Source organism: Brevibacillus thermoruber 423, assembly GCF_000454065.1.
GTDB classification, from domain to species: Bacteria; Bacillota; Bacilli; order Brevibacillales; family Brevibacillaceae; genus Brevibacillus; species Brevibacillus thermoruber.
The window spans coordinates 22,790-45,111 of sequence record NZ_KE695649.1; the positions used below are offsets into that span (position 1 = coordinate 22,790).

The 22,322-nt window shown below is 55.6% G+C and carries 21 protein-coding genes and 1 other RNA gene; 11 read left to right on the forward strand and 11 right to left on the reverse strand.

The window, feature by feature from the left end:
- Positions 1-2 precede the first annotated feature (2 nt).
- Together gpmI and eno are read left to right on the forward strand one after the other, a co-directional pair.
- A complete protein-coding gene (gpmI, locus tag M516_RS0105065; RefSeq protein WP_029098155.1) occupies positions 3-1,544 on the forward strand; it encodes a 2,3-bisphosphoglycerate-independent phosphoglycerate mutase in 1,542 nt (513 codons plus the stop codon).
- Between the two features lie 110 nt (positions 1,545-1,654).
- Positions 1,655-2,941 carry a phosphopyruvate hydratase gene (gene eno, locus M516_RS0105070; RefSeq protein WP_029098156.1) on the forward strand — a complete coding sequence of 429 codons (1,287 nt, stop codon included), beginning with the start codon at positions 1,655-1,657 and terminating at the stop codon, positions 2,939-2,941.
- Positions 2,942-3,005: 64 nt separating this feature from the next.
- Here eno and M516_RS0105075 read toward each other — a convergent pair whose 3' ends face one another.
- From M516_RS0105075 to M516_RS25435, 5 genes are all read right to left on the reverse strand, one after another.
- Entirely contained in the window at positions 3,006-3,191 is a 186-nt protein-coding gene (locus tag M516_RS0105075; protein ID WP_238550937.1) for a DUF4083 family protein, read from the reverse strand.
- Positions 3,192-3,310: 119 nt separating this feature from the next.
- Positions 3,311-4,135 carry an ABC transporter ATP-binding protein gene (locus tag M516_RS0105080; protein ID WP_029098158.1) on the reverse strand — a complete coding sequence of 275 codons (825 nt, stop codon included), beginning with the start codon at positions 4,133-4,135 and terminating at the stop codon, positions 3,311-3,313.
- A 20-nt stretch (positions 4,136-4,155) separates the two neighbouring features.
- Positions 4,156-5,193: a FecCD family ABC transporter permease gene (locus M516_RS0105085; RefSeq protein WP_029098159.1), complete on the reverse strand. Its 1,038-nt coding sequence runs from the start codon at positions 5,191-5,193 to the stop codon at positions 4,156-4,158.
- Positions 5,190-6,200 (reverse strand): FecCD family ABC transporter permease, encoded by a 1,011-nt coding sequence (locus M516_RS0105090; protein WP_029098160.1) that lies wholly within the window; start codon positions 6,198-6,200, stop codon positions 5,190-5,192. Before M516_RS0105090 ends, M516_RS0105085 begins: the two co-directional genes overlap by 4 nt.
- Positions 6,201-6,395: 195 nt before the next feature.
- Positions 6,396-6,536: a hypothetical protein gene (locus M516_RS25435; protein WP_193746940.1), complete on the reverse strand. Its 141-nt coding sequence runs from the start codon at positions 6,534-6,536 to the stop codon at positions 6,396-6,398.
- Positions 6,537-6,632: 96 nt separating this feature from the next.
- On the opposite strand from M516_RS25435, the gene M516_RS0105095 reads away from it, so the two are divergent.
- From M516_RS0105095 to M516_RS0105110, 4 genes are all read left to right on the forward strand, one after another.
- Positions 6,633-7,637, forward strand: a complete 1,005-nt coding sequence (locus M516_RS0105095; protein ID WP_029098161.1) for an ABC transporter substrate-binding protein — start codon at positions 6,633-6,635, stop codon at positions 7,635-7,637.
- A gap of 213 nt (positions 7,638-7,850) precedes the next feature.
- Entirely contained in the window at positions 7,851-8,948 is a 1,098-nt protein-coding gene (locus tag M516_RS0105100; RefSeq protein ID WP_029098162.1) for a Fe(3+) ABC transporter substrate-binding protein, read from the forward strand.
- A gap of 2 nt (positions 8,949-8,950) precedes the next feature.
- Positions 8,951-10,603, forward strand: coding sequence for an ABC transporter permease (locus M516_RS0105105; protein WP_035288971.1), 1,653 nt, complete (start codon positions 8,951-8,953; stop codon positions 10,601-10,603).
- Positions 10,600-11,256: an ABC transporter ATP-binding protein gene (locus tag M516_RS0105110; protein WP_029098164.1), complete on the forward strand. Its 657-nt coding sequence runs from the start codon at positions 10,600-10,602 to the stop codon at positions 11,254-11,256. Before M516_RS0105105 ends, M516_RS0105110 begins: the two co-directional genes overlap by 4 nt.
- Before the next feature lie 284 nt (positions 11,257-11,540).
- On the opposite strand, the gene M516_RS0105115 is transcribed toward M516_RS0105110, so the two are convergent.
- The 3 genes from M516_RS0105115 to M516_RS0105125 form a co-directional block, all read right to left on the reverse strand.
- On the reverse strand, positions 11,541-12,287 hold the full coding sequence (locus M516_RS0105115; RefSeq protein WP_029098165.1) for an ABC transporter permease: 747 nt from the start codon (positions 12,285-12,287) through the stop codon (positions 11,541-11,543).
- Between the two features lie 12 nt (positions 12,288-12,299).
- Positions 12,300-13,037 (reverse strand): ABC transporter ATP-binding protein, encoded by a 738-nt coding sequence (locus tag M516_RS0105120; RefSeq protein ID WP_029098166.1) that lies wholly within the window; start codon positions 13,035-13,037, stop codon positions 12,300-12,302.
- Positions 13,038-13,114: 77 nt separating this feature from the next.
- Complete coding sequence (locus M516_RS0105125) at positions 13,115-13,510, reverse strand: YqzM family protein (protein WP_029098167.1); 396 nt, start codon at positions 13,508-13,510, stop codon at positions 13,115-13,117.
- A 216-nt stretch (positions 13,511-13,726) separates the two neighbouring features.
- Here M516_RS0105125 and secG point away from each other — a divergent pair, with 216 nt between their 5' ends.
- From secG to ssrA, 4 genes are all read left to right on the forward strand, one after another.
- On the forward strand, positions 13,727-13,969 hold the full coding sequence (gene secG, locus M516_RS0105130) for a preprotein translocase subunit SecG (RefSeq protein WP_029098168.1): 243 nt from the start codon (positions 13,727-13,729) through the stop codon (positions 13,967-13,969).
- 141 nt (positions 13,970-14,110) lie between these two features.
- Positions 14,111-16,567 carry a ribonuclease R gene (gene rnr, locus M516_RS0105135; RefSeq protein WP_029098169.1) on the forward strand — a complete coding sequence of 819 codons (2,457 nt, stop codon included), beginning with the start codon at positions 14,111-14,113 and terminating at the stop codon, positions 16,565-16,567.
- Positions 16,568-16,664: 97 nt separating this feature from the next.
- Entirely contained in the window at positions 16,665-17,138 is a 474-nt protein-coding gene (smpB, locus tag M516_RS0105140; RefSeq protein ID WP_029098170.1) for an SsrA-binding protein SmpB, read from the forward strand.
- A gap of 303 nt (positions 17,139-17,441) precedes the next feature.
- Positions 17,442-17,798, forward strand: a transfer-messenger RNA (tmRNA) gene (gene ssrA, locus M516_RS24585).
- A 506-nt stretch (positions 17,799-18,304) separates the two neighbouring features.
- On the opposite strand, the gene M516_RS0105145 is transcribed toward ssrA, so the two are convergent.
- The gene (locus tag M516_RS0105145) at positions 18,305-19,135 is read right to left on the reverse strand and encodes a DUF5677 domain-containing protein (RefSeq protein ID WP_029098171.1); all 831 of its coding nucleotides are present in this window, start codon (positions 19,133-19,135) and stop codon (positions 18,305-18,307) included.
- A gap of 426 nt (positions 19,136-19,561) precedes the next feature.
- Between M516_RS0105145 and M516_RS24590 the strand changes: the two genes are divergently transcribed.
- Positions 19,562-19,822 (forward strand): PDDEXK family nuclease, encoded by a 261-nt coding sequence (locus M516_RS24590; protein WP_081656450.1) that lies wholly within the window; start codon positions 19,562-19,564, stop codon positions 19,820-19,822.
- A 262-nt stretch (positions 19,823-20,084) separates the two neighbouring features.
- Here M516_RS24590 and M516_RS0105155 read toward each other — a convergent pair whose 3' ends face one another.
- Together M516_RS0105155 and M516_RS0105160 are read right to left on the reverse strand one after the other, a co-directional pair.
- Positions 20,085-20,951: a hypothetical protein gene (locus M516_RS0105155; protein ID WP_029098172.1), complete on the reverse strand. Its 867-nt coding sequence runs from the start codon at positions 20,949-20,951 to the stop codon at positions 20,085-20,087.
- Positions 20,948-22,270, reverse strand: coding sequence for a hypothetical protein (locus tag M516_RS0105160; protein ID WP_029098173.1), 1,323 nt, complete (start codon positions 22,268-22,270; stop codon positions 20,948-20,950). Before M516_RS0105160 ends, M516_RS0105155 begins: the two co-directional genes overlap by 4 nt.
- Between the last annotated feature and the right edge of the window lie 52 nt (positions 22,271-22,322).

Consider the following 22,322-nt stretch of genomic DNA (forward strand, 5'->3'; position numbering starts at 1 on the left):
AGATGGCACATCGACCCAAACCGGTCGCACTCATCATTCTGGACGGCTTTGCGCTGCGGGAGGAAACCTACGGCAATGCCGTGGCGCAGGCCAACAAGCCCAACTTTGACCGCTATTGGCAGCAGTATCCCCACGCCACGCTGCAGGCGAGCGGACTGGCTGTCGGGCTGCCGGAAGGGCAGATGGGCAACTCCGAAGTCGGCCACCTGAACATCGGGGCAGGCCGCGTGGTGTACCAGGATTTGACCCGGATCACCAAAGAGATTCGCGAAGGCGCCTTTTTCGAAAACGAAACGCTGATTGGCGCATTCCGCCACGCCAAGGAACACGGCAAGCAGGTGCACCTGTTCGGCCTGATTTCCGACGGCGGCGTGCACAGCCACATCGAGCATTTGTACGCGCTCCTGGAGCTGGCCAAACGGCAGAACGTCGACCGCGTCTTCATCCACGGCTTCCTCGACGGGCGTGACGTGGCCCCGGACAGCGCCGTCGGCTACATCGAGGAACTGCAGGCCAAAATCGCCGAGATCGGCGTGGGCAGGATTGCCACGGTGCAGGGACGCTACTACGCGATGGACCGCGACAAGCGCTGGGAGCGGATCGAAAAGGCGTACCGGGCGATGGTGTACGCGGACGCGCCGGCTTACACCGACCCGATTCAGGCGGTCAAGGAATCGTACGAGAAGTCGATCATGGACGAGTTTGTGATGCCGACGGTGATCGTGGACGAGCAGGGCAAGCCGGTCACCACCATCCAGAGCGGCGATTCCATCATCTTTTTCAACTTCCGGCCGGACCGCGCGATCCAGATTTCGCAGGCGTTTACCAACGACGACTTCCGCGGCTTCGACCGGGGTGAAGGGCATCCGCGCAACCTCCACTTCGTCTGCCTGACGCATTTTTCCGAGACGGTGAACGGCTATGTGGCCTACAAGCCGACCAACCTGGACAACACGCTGGGAGAAGTGCTGGCACAGCACGGATTGAAGCAGCTTCGCATCGCGGAGACGGAAAAATACCCGCACGTCACCTTCTTTTTCAGCGGCGGGCGGGAGCAGGAGTTTCCCGGCGAGACGCGCATCCTGATTCCGTCGCCGAAAGTGGCCACCTACGACCTGAAGCCGGAGATGAGCGCGCCGGAAGTCACCGAGGCGGTGCTGAAAGAGATCGAAGCGGAGCGTTTCGACGCGATCATCCTCAACTTCGCCAACTGCGACATGGTGGGTCACTCCGGCAAAATGGAACCGACGATCAAGGCGGTGGAGACCGTGGACGAGTGCCTCGGCAAAGTGGTGGACGCGATTCTCGCCAAGGGCGGCGCGGCGATCATCACGGCCGACCACGGCAACGCCGACCTGATGCTGGATGAAGCGGGACGTCCGATTACGTCCCACAGCACCTTCCCCGTGCCGGTGATCGTCACGAAGGAAGGCGTGACACTGCGGGAGGACGGCATTTTGGCCGACCTGTCGCCGACCATGCTGGAGCTTTTGGGCCTGCCGCAGCCGGCGGAAATGACCGGGAAATCGCTGATTGCCAAGTAAACGGCAGCGAGTGACGAGCAAGGCGCACCCGCTAGGCCAACGACGAACGCCGCACCCGCGAGTCCCAGGCTGGTGCGGGGTTCTCCATCATAATAAAGGAGATGGTCACAATGACGATGATTACCGACATTTACGCACGCGAAATCATGGACTCCCGCGGCAATCCGACCGTGGAAGTGGAGGTATTTCTGGAAGACGGCTCCATGGGCCGCGCCGCCGTTCCGTCCGGCGCATCCACAGGCGCGTACGAAGCAGTGGAACTGCGCGACGGTGACAAGAGCCGCTACCTCGGCAAAGGGGTACTGAAAGCGGTGGAGAACGTCAACGAGATCATCGCGCCTGAGCTGATCGGCATGGACGCGATGGATCAAGTGGGCATCGACACGGCGATGATCCAACTGGACGGCACCCCGAACAAAGGCAAACTGGGGGCCAACGCGATTCTCGGCGTCTCCATGGCAGTCGCCCGCGCCGCAGCCGCGTCCCTGGGCGTTTCCCTCTACAACTACCTGGGCGGTTTCAACGCCAAGACGCTGCCGGTGCCGATGATGAACATCCTCAACGGCGGCAAGCACGCGGACAACACGGTGGACATCCAGGAGTTCATGGTGATGCCGGTCGGAGCCGAATCGTTCAAGGAAGCGCTGCGCATGGGGGCGGAGATTTTCCACTCGCTGAAAAAGGTGCTCGCCGCCAAAGGCATGAACACGGCGGTAGGGGACGAGGGCGGCTTTGCTCCCAACCTGAAGTCCAACGAGGAAGCAATCACCACCATTCTGGAAGCGATCAAGGCCGCTGGCTACGAGCCGGGCAAAGACGTCTTCCTGGCGCTGGACGTGGCCGCTACCGAAATGTACAAGGACGGCAAGTACCACTTTGAAGGAGAAGGCGTCGTGAAGACCACGGAAGAAATGATCGCCTTCTACGAAGACCTGGTGAGCAAGTACCCGATCATCTCCATCGAAGACGGTCTCTCCGAAGACGACTGGGACGGCTGGAAAGTGCTGACCGAGCGCCTCGGCGGCAAAGTGCAGCTCGTCGGCGACGACCTGTTCGTGACCAACACCGAGCGTCTGGCACGCGGTATCGAAAATGCGACCGGCAACTCCATCCTGGTAAAAGTAAACCAGATCGGTACGCTGACCGAAACCTTTGACGCCATCGAGATGGCGAAACGGGCCGGCTACACGGCGGTCATCTCCCACCGCTCCGGCGAAACGGAAGACTCCACCATCGCCGACATCGCGGTTGCGACCAACGCCGGCCAGATCAAGACAGGGGCTCCGTCCCGCACGGACCGCGTGGCCAAGTACAACCAACTGCTGCGCATCGAAGACGAGCTGGGCGACACCGCACGTTTCGGCGGCCGCGCCGCTTTCTACAACCTGAAGAAGTAAGCGCAGCAGTGGCAAACGCAAAAAAGGTGCGTTCCCTGACAGGGAAGGCACCTTTTTTGTTCGCTTATCGCCGCTGTCGATTCTCTTGTTGTTCCATGAGTTTGTCGAGCTTTTGTTCGATGCGCGTGAGACTGTCGCGTTTGTCCGCCTGGCGCTGCAGCAGCTTGCGAATAAACAGCGCCAGCGCAACGCCGAACAGGGCAATCAGCGCAAACATGACCAGCAAAAGCAGCAACCCGGGAAAACCCACACTGGACAAAGGGAGAATCTCCTTTCCGCCTCGCGAATGTGTACCGTTTGTCCTTCATTGTAACGTTTCGGCTGGCGCGTGTCATGCCGTTTTTTTGTGCCGATTTTTCGGCGCCGGGCCTACGCGTGAACCATCTGTCTCGGCTCGGCGACAGCGGTCAACCGGCTTCTGCTGAACGGGATGCACATCGGCGTGCCGTAGAGCGGATCGTGAGTGATCTGGCACTCCATCTGAAACACGTGGCGGACCATTTCTTCCGTCATGACCTCGTCCGGGCTGCCCTCGGCGTACACGCTCCGGTTGTGCACGGCGACGATGTGGTGGGCATAGCGGCAGGCCAGATTCAAGTCGTGCAGCACCATGACGATCGTACGCTGTTCCGTCCGGTTCAGCTCGTACAGCAGGTCGAGGATCTCGATTTGGTGCGCCATGTCCAGGTAGGTGGTCGGTTCGTCCAACAGGATGGTCTCCGTCCCCTGGGCCAGGGTCATGGCGATCCAGGCACGCTGCCGCTGTCCGCCCGACAGCGAGTCGACGGGATGGTGGGCCAGTTCGGTCAGTTGGGTGGCTGCCAGCGCTTTGGTCACCATCCGTTCGTCTTCCTCCGACCACTGCTGCAGCCAGCTCTGGTACGGATAGCGCCCCTGCTTGACGAGCTGCAGGACGGTCAAGCCTTCCGGCGCTGTCGGCCCTTGCGGCAGGATCGCCAGCCGCTTGGCCACTTCCTTGGTCGACTGCTTGGCGATCGACTCGCCGTCGAGCAGGATCGCCCCCTGTTTGGGCTTCAACAGCCGGGCGAGCGAGCGCAGCAAGGTGGATTTGCCGCTGCCGTTGCTGCCGATGAAGACCGTGATCTGCCCGCGCGGGATGCGCAGATCGAGCGCTTCGATGATATTCCGTTCTCCGTAGGACAACGTCAACTGACGGGTTTCCAAGGCATGCACGCTGCTTCTCTCCTTTCAGCTTACCGGTTTCGGTTTTTGTAGAGCAGGTAGATGAAAAACGGTGCCCCTACCGCCGAGGTAAAGACGCCGACAGGGATGTCGATCGGGGAAAAGGCCGTTCGCGCAATCAGATCGGCAATCAAGAGGATCAGGCTGCCGACCAGGGCCGAAACCGGCAGGGCGCCTCCAAACGAGGGGCCAACCAGCATTTTGGCGATGTGCGGCGCCAGCAGGGCGACAAAGCTGATTTCCCCGCCGACGGAGACGGCCGCCCCGGTTAACGCGGCGCAGATGATCAAAAGCGCAAAGCGGTCGAACTGAACCAGGCTGCCCACGCTCGTCGCCACTTCGTCGCCCAACTGCTGGACGTTGACGCGGCGGGCGAGCAGCGCAGCCAGCGCGATCAGACCGACAACCCACGGGCCGATCATCTTCACGTCGTTCCAGTCGACGCCGTAGATGCTGCCGGTGAGCCACAGGGTGGCCTTGTTCTGCAGGACAAACGGACTGAACAGGATCAGCACCGTGATCACCGCGCTGGCGGCGATTTTGATGCCCACGCCGATGAGCACCAGCCTCAGCGGCGTCACCCCTTTTTTCCAGGCGAGCGCGTACAGGATGAACGTCGTCAGCGTCGCTCCCAGAAACGCGAAGGGGGGAAGCCATTGAATGCTGGCCGATTCAAAGTAGAGCAGGAAGGCGACGGCCGCAACCGCAGCGCCTCCCGTTACCCCGAGAATGTCGGGCGCAGCCAGGGGATTGCGGACGATCCCCTGCAGAATGGCCCCGGCCGCTCCCAGCGCGGCCCCCACCAACAGGGCGATGACGACGCGGGGGAGGCGGAACTGCATTACGATCAGCGCATCCTGCTCCTCTCCCATCCCCAGAAACGCCTTCAGGACGTTGAGGGGAGAGATGTTCATTTCGCCCATCCCCAGGCTGACTACCGTGACGGCTCCGGTCAGCAGCAGGCAGACAGCAGCGTACAGCAGCGTTTTCTTGTGAATGTGAAAGGAAAAGGAGCCTTTCTTGTTGCGCAGCGGCAGATACGACTTCATTTCTTCTCCAGCCCCTTTCTCGCCACGTAGATGAAGAACGGGATGCCGACCAGAGCGGTCATCGCTCCGATGGGCACCTCTGCAGGCTTGGCGATGAAACGGGCGGCGATGTCCGCTGCGAGCAGGATGGCGGAACCGAGGATGCCGCTGTACAAGAACACCCACCGCGTGTTCAGCCCGACCAGATAGCGGGCGAGGTGCGGCGTGACCAGTCCGACAAAGCCAATCGGCCCTGCCACGGCGACCGAACTGCCGGAAAGCAGGACGATCACCACGCCGGTCATGACTTTTACCAGCAGGGTCCGCTGCCCCAGTCCCTTGGCGACGTCATCGCCCATCAGCAGGGTCTGGATCGGACGGGCGAGCAGGAAGGCTCCCGCCCAGGCCGCCACCATGTACGGAAAGACGGCTTCCAAAAACTCCAGCTTGCGTCCCCCCACCGAACCGGACAGCCAGAACAGCACTTCGTCCAGCGCCTTTTCGTTCAGGACGAGCATGCCGTGCCGGGCGGATGCGGCCAATGCGGTGATGGCTGCGCCGGCCAGCGTCAGCTTTACCGGCGTCAGGCCGTCGCGTCCCAGCGATCCCAGGAGATAGACGACGAGCCCGCTGACCGCCGCTCCCAAAAAGGAGATCCAGGTAAACGCAGTAAGGGAACTGATGCCGACAAACGTCACCGCAAACACGACGAACAGGGCGGCCCCGGCATTGAGGCCGAACAGTTCGACGTCGGCCACCGGGTTTCGCGTCAGCGACTGCAGCAGCGCGCCGGCGATGCCCAGACTGGCTCCGACGGCCAGGGCATTCAGCACCCGCGGGACGCGAACTTCCTTGATGACGATGTGTTCATTGGAACCGTTGAAGTGCGTGTAGGCGTCGATCGCCGTCTGCCAACTGGTGTCGATGACGCCGAAGACGAGGCTGGCGTAGCTCAAATATAAAAGAAGGAACAGGCCGATACAGACGCCAGCGATTTTGAGCGGATTGTTGTGCAGTAACGATTTCATGATCTTCATCCTTGGGTGACGATTTCTACTCGTTTCACATTCCAGTGTAGTTCTTGCAGGAGTGCATTGTCAATGATTTTGAGATTCATTATCACCGTTCGTGTGGGAAAAAAGTCAGTGTGTATATATAGGAAAGGAGACATTCGGCACAGCAGCCGGCAGTCGGCCGCTCAGGCGGCAGCGGAAAGCGGAATTTCACGTCTGGCCTGAGGCGAGCAGTCGGGAGAAAGCGTGGACGAGCAATCGCCGGGAAAACCGGAAAGCGGTGAAGGTCACAAGGCGTTCAGGGCGGACGATGCGATCGGAAACAGGCACAAACATGATGGTGAGATTCATTATCATTTTCCTGTTGACTTCGTCCGACCGTGGTAGTAGGATATTGGGTGTAAATGATTTTAATTCTCATTATCATCATGGAAGGGAGTCAATTGCATGTTTTCTCGTACATACCGAACGGTACGCGGCAAAGCGTTTTTTGCCCTGCTGATGGCCCTCCTGCTGATCGTCACCGGCTGCGGCGGCGGACAGCAGGCAGCTGACCAAAAGCCGGCTGACCAAAAGCCGGCCGAACAGGCAGCAGGCAGCTCCGATCAATCCTACACCGTGAAACACGCGATGGGGGAAACCACGATCAAAGGCACCCCGCAGCGCGTAGTCGTCCTCACCTCGCAGGGGGTGGAAACGCTGGTGGCCCTGGGTGTTAAACCTGTGGGTGCGGTCGGTTCCTGGACTGACCCAACCACCTTTTACGATTTCGTAAAACCGCAGCTCGAGGGCACCAAAACGGTTGGTACCGAGTCCCAGCCGAACCTGGAAGCGATCGCGGCGCTGAAGCCGGACCTGATCCTCGGCATGAAGTTCCGCCACGAAAAGATTTACCAGCAGCTGACTGCCATCGCGCCGACCGTCTTCGTGGAAGAACCGCGCGGCGACTGGAAAGAAAACTTCATGCTGTACGCGGAAGCGCTCAACAAGAAAGCGGAAGGCGAAAAAGTGCTGGCCGATTGGAACAAGCGCATCGAAGAGTTCAAGGCGAAAGTGGGCGACAAGGCGAAGACCAAAGTCTCTCTCGTTCGCTTCATGCCCGGCCGTGTACGCATCTACTACAACGACACGTTCGCCGGCACGATCCTGAAAGACCTGGGCGTAGCCCGTCCGGAAGCGCAAAACAAAGAGGAATTCGCCGCCGAAGTGACCAAAGAGCGGATTCCGGAAATGGACGGCGACATCATGTTCTACTTCTCCTACGAGACGGGAGACGGCGAAGCGACCAAGCTGGAAAAAGAGTGGACCAACGATCCGCTGTGGAAAAACCTGAACGTGGTGAAAAACAACAAGGCGTTCAAGGTGGACGACACGATTTGGAACACCTCTGGCGGCGTAATCTGCGCCAACAAAGTGGTGGACGAACTGGAGAAATACCTGCTCCAACAGTAAAAACAGCATGTGAGGTACGGCATGCTGCCGGAAATGATTCCGGCAGCATGTTGCTTCATTGTGTGGTCGGCCTTCCCCTTCCCCATATGCGAAAGGAAAGACGCCGACGTGATTCATGCCCTATGCGAAGAAACGATGCATGATCAATCGTTGGACAGTTTTGTCAAATTATGCTATTGATTTTTCAATATTGATAATATTGGGGGGATAATCATGATACGTCGAATATTCGTCTTTGTTCTACTCACCGTTTTCGCCGCTATGACCGCCGCCTGCGGCGGGACAACCCCAACCACACAGACGGACGGGCCTACATCAAACACGGCGGGAACGGAACAGCCCAAGGCTTCTGCATCGCCGGGTGAAGTCAACATTTTTACCGCGCGGCATTACGAGGTCGACGACAAGCTTTACGCCACATTCACCGAGCAAACCGGAATCAAGGTCAATGTAGTCAAAGGCACCGCGGAAGAATTGATCGAGCGTCTGAAGCGTGAAGGTGCGAGCACGAGCGCGGACCTGTTCATCACGGTGGACGGAGGCGTGCTGAACAAGGCCAAGGAAGCCGACGTGCTCCAACCGTTGCAATCTGACGTTGTGAATCAAAACGTTCCCGAAAAACTCCGCGACAAGGAGAACTACTGGGTCGGATTGTCCACGCGGGCGCGCGTGATCGTCTATCATCCGGATCGGGTCAAACCCGAAGAATTATCCACTTACGAGGATTTGGTGAACGAAAAATGGAAGGGCCGCATTCTGGTTCGTTCCTCGAACAACTTGTATAACCAGTCTCTGCTCGCTTCTCTCATTGAGCTGAACGGCGAGGAAGCGGCGGAACAATGGGCGAAAGGCATTGTGGCCAACATGGCCCGTCCACCGGAAGGCAGCGACCGGGATCAGGCCAAGGCGGTCGTTGCAGGCATCGGCGATATCGCCATCATGAACACGTACTATGTCGGGCTGCTCATCAACTCCAAGGATCCGGAAGAAGCCAAGGTCGGCAAGACGATTCGCGTCTTCTTCCCGAACCAGCAAACGACCGGAACGCACGTCAACATCAGCGGCATCGGACTGACCAAGCACAGCAAAAACAAGGAAAATGCGATCAAACTGGTCGAATACCTGACCGGTCCGGAAGCGCAGAAGATAGCGTCCGAAGAGAACTTTGAATACCCGGTAAATCCGCAGGCCGAAAAGGCGGATCTGCTGAAATCGTGGGGCGATTTCAAAATGCAGGAGATCGATTTTGCGGCGCTCGGCCGGAACAATCCGAAAGCGGTCCAGATTTTTGATAAAGCGGGCTGGAAGTAAGCATGCGCATGCGGACGTTGAAGCGAAACATCCAGAGATACGGTAACGGATGGTTGTGGATCAGCTTGATCGGGGCAGTGGTCATACCGCTGCCCATTCTTCATATCGTCAGTTCGCTTTTTCAAAAACCGAACGACAATTGGGCGCACATCAAAGAATACCTGCTGCTCAAATATGCGCTGAATTCGCTGCAGCTCGTCCTGTGGACGGGAGCACTGACTGTCGTGATCGGCATCACGCTGGCTTGGCTGATAACCGCTTACGACTTTCCGCTCCGGCGGTTTTTCAACTGGGCGCTGACGCTTCCCCTGGCCGTACCTCCCTACATCGCGGCCTATACGTACAGCACCATGTTCGGTTATACAGGCGTCGTCCAGTCGACGCTGCGCAACCATTTCGGCCTTGTCCTCCCGCAGGAGTGGTTCAACCTGATGTCCATGCGGGGCGCGGTGTTTATTTTCACTTTGTTTTTGTATCCGTACGTTTATCTCATGACCCGGACGTTTCTGGAACGTCAGTGCGCTTCCTATGTGGAAAGCGCGAGATTGCTCGGGCAAAAACCGCTTGGGATTTTCGTGCGGGTGGTTTTGCCGCTTTCACGGCCAGCCTTGGCAGCGGCGGCGGCACTGGTCGTTTTCGAAGTGCTGAGCGATTATGGGGTATCAAGCTATTTTGGCATTCCCACCGTATCGGTCGCCATTTTCCGAACCTGGTTTGGCATGTACGATCTCGATTCGGCATCGCGTCTGGCTGCGTGGCTGATGGCGGTGTTAATCGGGCTGCTCATTGTCGAACGCCTGCTCAGAAAGCGCCAATCCTTCAGCCCCTCGACCAGCAAAACGAGACCGCTCAAGCTGAAAGCATTGCGGGGAGTTTCCGCGCTGGCGGCGGTTTTGTTCTGTTTGTTCATCTTTTCTCTAGCCTTTCTGATTCCTGTCCTGCAGTTGATCACATGGGCGGGATGGACGTATGACGAAGTGCTGACGCCTGCGTTCTGGGATTTGATCAGGAGCACGCTTTTCGTGTCGCTGGCCGCCGCGGCGATCGTCATGATGTTGTCCGCCGTCGTCGCCAACACCTGTCGGCATCTGCCGGTTTGGCTCTCCGTTTTGCTGTCCAGAGTCGTGACTTCGGGTTATTCGATACCGGGAACGATTGTTGCGATCGGGATTTTGGCGCTGTTTACCGCAATCGATCATGCGCTTTCCCCGGTTTACGCGCGGATCGGGCTCGGGGAGGACCGGCTCGTGCTTAGCATGTCCGTAGCCATGCTGATTTGCGGATATGTCGTCCGCTTTATGGCGATCGGTTACAACGCGGTGGAAACCGGATTCGAAAAAACGGGCAAAACGTATACGGAAGCGGCACGGGTGATGGGGCTGGGGATGACGGAAACGTTTTTCCGGGTCGATCTTCGCTTCATCGCGGGATCGCTGGGAAGCGGATTGATTCTTACTTTTGTGGAAATTGTCAAAGAACTTCCGCTCGCCCTGCTGTTGAGACCGTTCAATTTCGACACGCTGGCCACCAAAGTATACCAGTACGCTGGCGACGAACAGATTATCGAAGCCTCGATTCCGTCGCTGTGCATTATCGGGATCAGCCTGATATCAGTGGTTGCCATTCACCACTTCGGGAGGAGGTCGAACTCATGACATTCGTTCGCATCGAAAACCTGTCCTTCGAATACCGCAAAACCCCGGTATACGATCGTTTCTCCTTTTCGATGGCCAAAGGGGAAATTGTGGGCTTGATTGGAGAGAGCGGAAGCGGGAAAAGTACGCTGCTCCGGCTGATCGCCGGATTGGAAACGCCGTCGCATGGGACAATTGTGCTCGATGGTCGAACCGTAGTCGACGACCGCACGTTCGTTCCTCCCGAAAAACGCGGCGTCGGCATGGTTTTTCAGGATTACGCACTGTTTCCGCATTTGACCGTGGCGAAAAACATTACGTTCGGACTTAACCACCTGTCCAGGAGAGAGAGAAACCTCCGTTTGGCCGAAATGCTCGATCTCGTTCAGCTTGCCGGCTTGGAAAACCGGTATCCCCACGAATTGAGCGGCGGCCAGCAGCAGAGAGTCGCGCTCGCCCGGGCCATTGCGACCAAACCTTCCCTGTTACTGCTCGACGAGCCGTTCAGCAATCTGGACGCTGGATTAAAGGAGACGATTCGAGCGGAACTGCGCGACATTCTGCGAAAGGCCGGCATGACATGTCTGTTGGTCACCCACGATGTCCGGGATATCGAGGCGATTTGCGACCGGGCTGTCAGCATATCGCCTGCGCGCGTGTCCGCCCGCGCCTGACGATCGGACGAATGTCCTCGCCGAGTCAGCTTCATCAGCCATTCGATCAGGATTGGGATGTCCCCTTGGCTCCTGAATTCAAGAAAGCCTCACTCGAAGTGATGGTATCCCCGCTTTACGTCTACAGCAAAGAGTAAACTCTTTTGCTGTAGACTTGGTGGGGATTTTTCTTTAGGTAAATTCGCTTCCTGAAGAATACCTTCCACACGCGGAAAACGTTCGTTAATTGGTCAGCCGTAGAAAAAAAGCTGCCGTCGCAAGGAGGGCAGCATCGTTTGAACGCGTCACGGACGCAGCATGGATTCGCGAGTAAACCAGAGCCGGTAGCAAAGCAGGCTGACCAACACGGCCGAAATAGCCGCAGACGAGGAAAACGCGAACATGATCAGAATCTGGTAGCGGACGGCATCGATCGGATTGGCCCCGGCGATGATCATGCCGGTCATGGTGCCGGGAAGCTGCACCAGCCCGATCGTTTTCATCGTGTCGAAGGTGGGGATCATGCTGGCCGTTACCGCCCGTTTCAACACGTCGTGAATCGCCTGCCGCTTGTTTGCGCCCAGGCAGAGCAAAGCCTCAATCTCGCCGCGGGCGGTTTCCGTTTCACGCTTCATGTGATTGAGAAACAGGCCGCTGACCATCATGGCATTGCCGATGATCATGCCGGAGATCGGGATCAGGTACTGCGGTGTGGGTTCCACCAAACGGAACAGCAGCAGCAGCCCCATCGTCACCGTCGCCGTTATCGTCAGCGCGGCGGTGATGCGCCAGTACACCCCCGGCAGCCGGTCCCCCCGGCGCGAGGCGTTCCAGGAGGCGACGGCGATCATCATGACGAGCACCAGCGCCAGATAGACGGGGTGGTCGGCGTGAAACACAGCCTGCAGCACGTACCCGATTACCAGCAGTTGGACGGCACAGCGGACCGTGCTGACGGCGATCTCCTTTTCCAGGCCGAGCTTCTGCCAGAGGGAAAGCAGCAGCGCGATCAGGACAAACGAGAACGACAGCCACAGCGACATCGATGACATTCCCATCTCCTCCTATCCCTCTTGAATGGCGGCGGCCAAGAACCGGCGCGCCTCCTCGGTGCGGGGAGCGTTAAAAAAACGATCGCTCGGCGCATCCTCCAGCAGCCGGCCGTCTGCCATGAACCAGACCCGCTGGCCGACGGAGCGCGCCTGCTCCCAGTCGTGCGTAATCCAGATGAGCGTGGTGCCCTCACGGCGGTGCAGGTCGGCCAGCAGCCGCTCGGTCGCCTGTTTGCTGAGCGCATCCAGCGAGGCGGTCACTTCGTCCAGCAGCAGTACGGCCGGCTGCAGCAGCAGCGAGCGGACCAACGCCACGCGCTGTTTTTCCCCGCCGGAGAGCTGGTCGGCCGGTTTGGCCCAATCCAGTCCGCCCAGTCCCAGCTGCTCCATCCATTCCCGGGCCCGATCGGCGGGAAAGGGGCGCTGGTGCAGGCGGCTGACCGTCCGCAGGTTGTCCTCCACGCTGCCCGGCAGCATGACCGGATGCTGGGAGACGTAGCTCATCGTCATGCGCCAGCGCTCCGGCGTCCATTGTGCCGGGGGTTTTCCCGCCAGCCGGACGGTCCCGCTGTCCGGGCGGGTGAGCAGGGCCAGGATGCGCAGCAGGGTGCTTTTGCCCTGTCCCGACTTCCCCAGGATGTGGATGATGGCCGGTTCTTCCACCACGGCCGACAGGTCGGCAAACAGCCAGCCGTCCGGCTGCGACGCCGACCGTTTGCCCAGTTGTTCCAGTTCCAGCAGCGGGGCCATCTGCCGTTCCTCCTCTCGAGAAATGAGAAAACACCGGAGAAGTCTCCGGTGTGTAACGCCCGTGGCTGCCTATGTATTTACTTGTGCTGAGCCAGCCACTCGGCAACTGCTTTGATTTCCGGTTGTTTTTTCAAGATGCCGGGGGGCATGCCGCCTTTCCCGTCCTTGATGATTTTCGCAATATCGTCCGCGCTGTACTTGCTGCCTGCTTTGGTCAGGTTCGGGCCGACAATTCCTTCCAGATTTTGGCCGTGACAGGATGCACAGTTTTGCTTGTACACGGCTTCCGCGTCAATGTTGGCCGTTGGCGCTCCGCCACCTTGGGCCTCTTCGCCGTGTTTCGGCGGGAAAATGGCGGAACCGACAAGAGCAATAAGAAAAACGAGAAACAAGATACCAAACGAAGTAAAAAAGGCCTTCGCGGAGTCAACCACGTCATTTTGATTCATGTCTTTTTTGTTGGAACCAGCCATGTAACTAGGACCTCCTACGGCAAGTATAACGGTACAACTGCAATTTTACGGCAAAATCGTGACAGTTGCAAGGAAACGGAAAAACAGACAAAGAACGTACACAATTTTTGGATAATAAACGGTCAATCAACCAGGGTTGCTGATCCGATCCAACTGTGGTAGAGTAGAAGTAATGGTTTCTTCACGTATGGGAAATTCGCTTTGAGGTGAATACACATGGTATTGGCTGCGAAAATCTTACTTGTGATCGCAAGTATTGGCTTAATTCTTGTCGTGCTGCTGCAGTCCGGAAAAAGCGCCGGTCTCTCCGGTGCGATCGGCGGCGGCGCGGAACAACTGATGGGCAAGCAGAAGGCCCGCGGAATTGACGCCCTGCTCGGCAAACTGACGGTTGTGTTTGCCGTGTTGTTCATGGTGTTTGCCATTCTGCTCGGGTACTTCTTGAGAAGCGGTGCGTAACATACGACTCGCCAAAGGCAGCAAGTTTGACTTGCTGTCTTTTTTCTATTAGGATTGCCTACGGCGAAATCGGAGAATACTGAATACTACATAGAAGAGGAAAAGTCGCGGCAACGTATGCGCGGCAAAGGAGGGTACGGAATGAAAGAACAGGACATCCTCGCGTTCATGCGGGAACAGGCGTATCACCCCATGACCGTGAAGGAGCTGGAGGAGGCGTTTGGACTGGCCGACTCCGAGGCGTTTAAAGAACTGGTCAAAACGCTGAACGCGTTGGAAGAGCGGGGCGAAATCGTGCGGACGCGAACCAACCGCTACGGCGTGCCGGAAAAAATGAACCTGGTGCGCGGCCGGCTGCAAAGCCATCCCAAAGGGTTCGGGTTTGTCATCCCTGACACGCCCGGAGAGGACGACATTTACGTCCATGCCAACGACATGAACGGCGCCATGCACGGCGATACGGTCCTGGTGCGGGTGGAAAAGAAAACGGGCGGCAACCGCCTGGAGGGGCGGATCATCCGCATCGTGGAGCGCGGCGTGACGGAAGTGGTCGGAACGTTCAAGGACGAAACGTACTACGCCTACGTCATACCCGATGAGAAACGGATCGGCAGGGACATCTTCATCCCGAAAACGGCCTACAACGGGGCGGTGGACGGGCACAAGGTCGTCGTCAGGATCGTCCGCTACCCGGAAGGACGCGCCAACCCGGAAGGCGAAGTAATTGAAATCCTCGGGCACAAAAACGACCCGGGCGTGGACATTCTCTCGATCATCCGCAAGTATGGCCTGCCGGAAGCGTTCCCCGCCGACGTGCTGGCCGAGGCGGAAGCGGTGCCGGACGAAATCTCCGAGGAGGAGATCAAGGGCAGGCGCGACCTGCGCGACCGGATGATGGTAACCATCGACGGCGCGGATGCGAAAGACCTGGACGACGCGGTCTCGCTGGAGAAGCTGCCCAACGGCAACTACCTGCTGGGCGTCCACATCGCCGACGTCAGCTACTACGTCCGGGAACATTCCGCGCTGGATCAGGAAGCGTATCGGCGCGGCACCAGCGTCTATCTCGTGGACCGGGTGATTCCCATGCTGCCGCACCGCCTGTCAAACGGCATCTGCAGCCTCAACCCCAAGGTGGACCGCCTGACGATCACCTGCGACATGGAGCTGGATGCGGAGGCCAACCTGGTCACCTACGACATCTACCTCAGCGTCATCCGCACCAACGAGCGGATGACCTACACGGATGTGCGCAAGATTTTGGAAGAGAACGACGAAGCGCTGATCGAAAGGTACAGCGAGCTGGTGCCGATGTTCCGCCTGATGGAGGAGTTGGCCCGCAAGCTGCGCGCCAAGCGGATGCACCGCGGCGCGATCGACTTTGACTTCCGCGAGGCGAAAATTTACGTCAACGAAGAGGGGACGCCGACGGAGATCGGCTTCCGCACGCGATCCATCGCCGAGTCGATCATCGAGGAATTCATGCTGGCGGCCAATGAAACCGTGGCGGAGCACTTCCACTGGATGAAACAGCCGTTTATGTACCGGGTGCACGAGGAGCCGAACCCGGAAAAACTGATGGCCTTCATGGAGTTTGTCACCAACTTCGGCTACGCCGTGCGCGGCAAGGGCAACTCCGTCCACCCGCGCGCCCTCCAGCAGCTTCTGGAGGAGGTGAAAGGGACGCCGGAGGAGGTCATCATCAGCACGGTGATGCTGCGCTCGATGAAGCAGGCGCGCTACGACGCGGAAAGCCTGGGTCACTACGGCCTGGCGACCGACTTCTACACGCACTTTACCTCCCCGATCCGCCGCTACCCCGACCTGATCGTCCACCGGCGGATTCACGAGTGGCTGGAGAACCGCGAGCTGTCCGAAAAGCGGTTGGCCTATTGGGTGGAGCAGATGCCGATCATTGCGGAACACGCGTCCCAGCGCGAACGCATCGCCGTGGACGCCGAGCGGGAAACGGACGATTTGAAAAAAGCGGAGTACATGCTGGAGCGGATCGGCGAGGAGTTCGAAGGCGTCATTTCCGGCGTCACGTCGTTTGGCATCTTCGTGGAACTGCCCAACACGATTGAGGGCCTGGTGCACATCAGCTATCTGACCGACGACTACTACCATTACCACGAAAAGGCGTACGCCCTGATCGGGGAGCGGACGGGCAAGCAGTTCCGCATCGGCGACGTGGTGCAGGTGCGCGTCTCCAACGTCAACGTGGATGAGCGGGCCATCGATTTTGAGATCGTCGGGATGAAGAAGCCCAACACCTTCCGCGGCCGGGAACGCACCCCCAAGGTGATCGACGGGCGCGGCGGCGAGCGCAAAGGCAAGCGCGCCAAAGAACGCGCCGCCAAGCAGGAAAAGCCCCATCCCGCCGTGCTGCGCAAGCAACGCAAGCAGCGCCGCCAGACCGAATCGGCCCGGCAGACCGGTGCCGGTCAAGCGGACGCGTCCGAGGGCGACGTCGTGCCGCTCGACGAGGCGGCTGAATCGCCGACGACCCGGCAAAAGGCGTTTTGGGAAGACCTGATCCGAGCCAAAAAGTCGAAAAAGAAACACGTGGCCGGGCAGGCGAAACGGAAGCGGCGGTAACCATCTTGTCACACGGCGCAAAATTTGCTAGACTAACAGGTACGATATTGGCGGATTGTACAGCCGTCCGGAAACCAGGCAAGCGAGGTGATCTCCCATGTCGAAAGCAAAAACCGGTGTGAAGACGCTGGCCCAAAACCGCAAAGCGCGTCACGACTATCACATCGAAGACGTGTACGAAGCCGGCATTGCCCTGACCGGCACGGAGATCAAATCGGTGCGGGCCGGACGCGTACAGCTCAAGGACAGCTTCGCCCGCATTCACAACGGCGAAGTGCTCCTGTACAACATGCACATCAGCCCGTACGAACAGGGCAACCGCTACAACCACGAGCCGGAACGGACGCGCAAACTCCTGCTGCACCGTCTGGAAATCCTCAAACTGAACGGCCTCACCCGCGAGAAAGGGTACTCGCTGGTGCCGCTCAGCCTCTACCTCAAGGGCGGCTGGGCCAAGGTGGAGCTGGCGCTGGTCAAAGGGAAGAAGAACTACGACAAGCGCGAGGACATCAAGAAGCGCGACGCCCAGCGGGAAGTGGAGCGCGCGCTGCGCGAGCGGCAGAAGGTGTAACGAGGCGGGAGACGACCTCATCTTGTTTCCCGCGGCGGCATCGGATCGTTGTGAATGGCCGCTGCGTCTGCTGGCAGGGTACTCGCAGGCAAGGTACGCTGCCCGCAGCCGAGCGGTGGCCGACAAGCCGTTGTTCGCAGGTCCCGCGCTTGGTGCACGATGGCAGGACTGGCACAAATCGACGTTGAGTTTTGGATGCCGCGTGTGCTATAGTAAGAAGGCAATGAACCCCGAAACGACAGTCTAGGTGCGGACAGTTGCCATCTTCGCCTAGACTTTTTTTCACCTTTTTCATTCTATCCTGGGGGCGTTCTGGATTCGACGGGAATGGTAGAGCATAAGAAGCGAGCCGGGGGGCTGCGGACCCCGTCAACAACGCGGAAAGCCATAACTGGCAACAAACAACTTTCTCTCGCTGCCTAATAACCAGCGAGGCTCTAACACTCCATCGGCCCGTGTGGCGTGATTAGGGCTCACTTCTAACGGGCTACGCCGGAGGTCTCCGCCTGGGGCCAAAGGAAGAAGACCAATCAGGCTAGGCAGTAAACTAGCGTGTCACTCCGCAGGTTTGCCGCCGAATTCCCAATAGAGTGACTGCGCTCGGAGATGCTTATGTGTCGCCGTTTTCGGACGGGGGTTCGAATCCCCCCGCCTCCACCAATATCATGAGAGAGAGTACCGCATGAGGTGCTCTTTTTGTGTTTTTACGTGAGTTTTGTGGGGTTCGTGGAGGTGTCAAAGCGTTGGTATGTCTGAGTTTGTTGGACGTGCTGGTTATGAATAGCGAGAGTGTCTCTCATGATGTACATTGACAACCGAACCCGATATGAGAGAGGGGAAAAGCTAAAAGCATCCAAAATAATACGGTTCTCCGTATCTATTGATATGGTAAAACTGAGAGCCATTAAATACAGCAAACAATAAAACCCTCAGACCAATAAGAATGGAACTGTGGGTCGCTTTTCAAATGTTCAGTACGCTAATACTAAGGTGGTGTCTTCTTCATAATAACTGCCATGACGTTTATAAACATACTGCGTCAGCATCATTTCCGCTAGTTCATCTGGTGATAAAGCCCCACCAATGCGGCATATCCGGTGTTGTTCTGAGGTTATCTATGTTTTCCCTTATGATTGCATCAGCAGCTACGCCGGCTTTTTCCCTTCCTAATTCCCCATGGACTTCTTGATTATGTCTAGCTTCCGCTCGTACTCGTTCTTCTCTTTATCGTCAGCACTCGATTCTTTTCTGAAACGTTTGATTTCGTCCTCGATTATCTTTGCGAATTTAATAATATCGTCCAACAGTAAATCGAGAACGGCTTCTTCTAGTTCTTCAACTTCGAATATTTCTCCAGCGATAAGTACGTTGTAAAACTTAATATTTAGAAAGACGTTCCATAGCAAGACGTTATATAGTGCAATCTCGTTTTTAAGTTCATATGAATATTGAGTGCCGTTTCTGTAATATCCCGAAGTCACGAAATTACAATGCGTTATGTCGCAGAGGTACGAATAAACCAGTTTGTATGTATCTTTTTCATTCGCGTTTAACGCAATATTCCAAATAGTGTTTATGTATTCAATCTCGGCATTGGTTTCCACGCTTGCGATGATACTTTTTTTTCTGTCCACGAACTTATATCTTTTTTCGTCAATAAGGCCAAGTTTATATTCAACTAAATGGTATATCATTTCTGGATTAGTAACTACTGCTTTGGAATTGATAAAGTTCTCATAATTAGATCTTGTTAGAATTAAGGCATCCTCGTAATACCCGGTCTTGATGAGCTTGTCGATTGCCAAGAGCGTCTTGGTAAATTTGCTAAAACAAAAAAATATGAAGTCTTCCTCAATGTCTAATTCGTTTACAGGCATCTTACCTGCTCGTTTGGCTGGAACAACCGCTAAGGCTTGTACATCAACAATTGTCTTATTCAATTCGATGTATTGTTTCAACATTCTTTTAAGCTTTTTCATGTTTGATGCAATGCTCACTATGTAATCCCCCATATCGACTTGAAACGTAGTTAGTTATATGCTGAACGGTTCTAAAACAACACAAATGGTTCTGGACCCAGCAAAAAGAGTTCGCACCAAGGTTTTATCACCAGGAGATGCGTCGCTATAGCGGTTTTGCTCGTTGTCTGAAGGGAAGGCGAAGATGGCCAAGATCATGGCGTAACGTCCGTTTAAATTTTGCCTTGCGACTCGCTGTTGTAAAAGAGTATTTATTATTATGAACACAGAAACAACTATTTTACATACTCTTCATTTATACAATATATTGTAATGGAACGGTTATAACTTTGGCAGGAACCTCAAAAATTGAGTTCATACCCATCTACGATATCAACTCAAGGTAAATGACTCCCATTCCTAAAGCAACAGAATTGTTATGCTTCTGTCGGGTGGTGAATTAATGTGACAGATGTTTTAACTATAGACCAGCGTAGGAAGAATATGCAATCTATTCGCTCTAAGGAGACAAAAATCGAGAAAAAAGTGGCAAGAGCTTTATGGAACCACGGCGTTCGTTACCGCAAAAATGTACAGAACCTTCTCAGAAAGACGGATTTTGCCATAAAGAAATATAAAGTTGCAATTTTTATTGATTCTTGTTTTTGGCACGGGATCAAGTCCATATTTATGTGTAAATTCCCCTCGGTTAGAGAAATACATTAACCAATGCGAATCACTTTAGATACCGCTTTTGTCCCTGGGATTTTCGCCATTCCAAATACTTTACCATATTGAGATACTTCTTACGGATTATCCATGTAAACAATTGGGCGAAGTATTCAATTTCTTATCGTTTTCTCCCTCTGTACCTCGCATCAAACCGCATAAATCCAGCAAAAAGACTTTGAAGTAATAATTTCCTGCCTTTCTGACGCAAAGTGAACTATATATCCGCAAAAAGCTCATTTTGGTACATGGGAATGTGTCAAAACTGTGGAAATTTCAGAACGAAGTATCCGAGCACACCAATCACGGTTGCGGAGATGAGACCTACTATGAAAATACCCTTCATCAGCTTGTTTGACGTTTTTGACACTGGTTGCCTTGTCTGCATTTCCTTGATAAGTACAACCTGATCGTAAAGAAGCTGAATGTGTGATGCTGTCCGGGTATGCACACCTTTAGCCTTGTCCAATTCATCGAGAATCTCGTTGATCACGGAAACATTGTGTGCATGACCCATTGCCAACGTCAATACGAGTTTGATGGTTGTCTGTTGAGCGTATGTCAGATCTCGCATTAAAGTCAGCATCTCCCGCTGATTGGAGCCGGTCAATCCGCCCCATAAACGCCCAAGGAACCCTTGATTCTCCATCTTGTCGATCCGATGTTCAATGGAGAGTAATTGATTAAGGGAATTGCGTACAATAGCTCTCACTTGCGTTGGATCAATTAAACGAGGGTTCTGTTTTACCGCCGCAATCACCTGCTGTTGAGTTGGTAGGGAAGGTTCTTCGGCTTTCACTGCACTATATCCGGGTGAAGATGCTTCATCAGGTGTTTGATGGAAGAAATCAGCGATGTGATGTCGAATATTCAAATCACTTTGCATCGCATACAAGTCACGTTCAGCTTTCTGAAACTTGGAACTGGCCGCACGTACAGCCGCACTATTACCGGATTTCACCGCAAAGTCAAACTCTCTCTTGGCTTGATAAAATACTTCTCTACGTTTGATGTATTCTGCACGAATTGGATTCGATTCCGGTGAATGTTCAGGAGCTTCCGTTTCAACAGTTACGGATACTTGCGGTTGACGGATTGAAGCAGAGTGGGGGTGTATGGTGTTCATTTACGTTTACCTCCTAGCAAACGAAACCGCATTTCGTCGCACCGATCCAAAATATCTTCGGCGGCTTGACTGTAATCGATTCGTGTCATGGTACCATGTTGCCGCTCCAGTTTTGTGTATATCTCATCCGCTTTCCATCGATCTTCTTCCATATCGTTGATGATGGAGACGGCCCGCTCCAGAACATCGGCGTTCACTTCGGACAGCTTGGCGATGTAGATTGATCCATGATGCAACAACTCCACGTTGGCTTTAACCGAGTTCGCCGTCTTCAAAACTTCACCGAAAGTTCCTTCTCCAAAGGCGTTGTCAAGCAGTCTGCGAAGCGTAATTCCGGCCACGAAGCCAATACCGTGTCCGATAAGCCCGCCCGGAATGAACAACGTCAATCCGGCCAGAACGCCTCCAGCGATACTCCCTTTCAACGCATCTTTCCCTAGCCGCTCCTTCAGTTGCTCCCATGAGATTTGCCCGTTTTTGTACTGAATGAACTGGACGAGTCCCGATACCGTAACGGAGATTGCGGCTCCGATGGCAGCACCTCCGAGAAGTTTTTCCGTAACATCAACAGGAGTAAATCCTACAGACAAATCCCCGCTCAGAATCTTCTCTTTCAACGCTTCCGCCGAGGCTGCGTTGCTGTCGAGAGTGCCCATCACCTTCGTCGGATTCGGCAATCCCATCTCCTTGGCCCGGTCGATCAATTCTTGCGGGCCGACAAGTGTAATGTCGGGGCGGTAATGGTCGTTGTGCAAAAACTCTTTTAATGTCTGGTCGATAGTATCCGGCGAACGTAGTGTCTTCACCTGATATTCGTTAACGATATCACCGGTCAGACGATTCATCTCCACGACATCAATGCCGGGATTGTTACTGGTAACTCTTCCATCGACATTCCGCACAAAATCCGTTTTCGTGAACAGACTTCGCAGATCGCCTTGCATTTGACGAACGAAGTCCACTTCGCCCGCGATATCCCCTTGCAGGCGGTTCAACGCATTCGCCGCAGATTGATCACTCCCGTTCAAACGATCAACCAGCCAATCCTTCATGCCGTCAACCGTCTTGTAGGCTTCCATGTTCGGGAATTTTTGCTGAAGCAGTTCCGCTATTTTCACTTCCCGGACGAAATCATGTGTCCCTTCAAAGACATGCGGTATTCCCTTGGTAACAACTTCGTATGTTGGGATGGTCGTAGCGACATTGATGAAGGTAGTCAGATCATTTTTGGAAAGGTTGTATGGAAGATGTTTCATGCCAATGCGGCTTTCGATCTCGTGATATTCGTTGCATTTCTTACAGAAGTAATGTGACTCCATCGAATCCCTCCAGAAAATGGTCATCAAACAAAAGACGGGAGCTACAGGAACT